Source organism: Massilia sp. TS11 (genome assembly GCF_022012445.1).
Lineage (GTDB): Bacteria > Pseudomonadota > Gammaproteobacteria > Burkholderiales > Burkholderiaceae_D > Telluria.
Window position 1 is genome coordinate 1 of the sequence record NZ_JAKLTS010000040.1, and the last position, 826, is coordinate 826.

Consider the following 826-nt stretch of genomic DNA (forward strand, 5'->3'; position numbering starts at 1 on the left):
CTCGAACCAGGCTGCGGCCCTGAACACCCTGCAGGCTTCGGTGATGACCAGCGCCCAGCTCGGCGCCATGAGCAGCGCCGGCGTCAGCGGCATCGAGTCGCAAGACTTCGCTCAGCTGACCGCCACCGCCATCCTCGGTCTGAAGACCAGCCAGGTTGGCGCGCTGAACAGCGACCAGCTGTCGGCCATGACCTCGGCCCAGGGCGCTGCCCTGAGCGCGACCCAGGCTGCGCTGATCAACTCGACGGCTCTGAGCGGCATGAACACGGTCGCCCTGCGCGCCCTGACCACGGGTGTGATCCGCGCCCTGAACAGCTCGCAAGTGGCCGGTCTGAACACCGACCAGATGGGCAATATGACCACGCTGCAGGTGAACAACCTGACCACGCTGGCCATGAACAAGCTCAACAGCGAGCAAGTCCAGGCGATGACCTCGGTCCAGCTCAGCGGTCTGAGCTCGGCCCAGTTCCAGGCACTCAACACGAACGCGATGGCGAACGTGGCCACCGACGACATCGTCGGTCTGAGCACCGCCGTGATCGCCTCGCTGACCGCTGCTGAAGTGACGACCGCCTCCGGCGCCGTGATCACCTCCGACCAGCTGCAAGCCCTGACCTCGCTGCAAGTCGGCGCCCTGACGACCGCCGTGATCAACACGATGAGCTCGGATCAGATCGTCAACCTGACCTCGACCCAGATCGTCGGCCTGAACTCGCTGCAGATCGGTGTGATCAACACCCTGAGCCTGGCGGCGATGGAAACGGTGGACTTCTCGCAACTGTCGACCCTGGCCATCAGCGGTCTGAAGTCGACCCAGGCTGCCGCG

General features: G+C 65.1%; 1 pseudogene. It reads left to right on the forward strand.

What is annotated here, in order from left to right:
• Positions 1-826, forward strand: a pseudogene (locus tag LZ005_RS21530) (heme utilization protein); the annotation flags it as partial.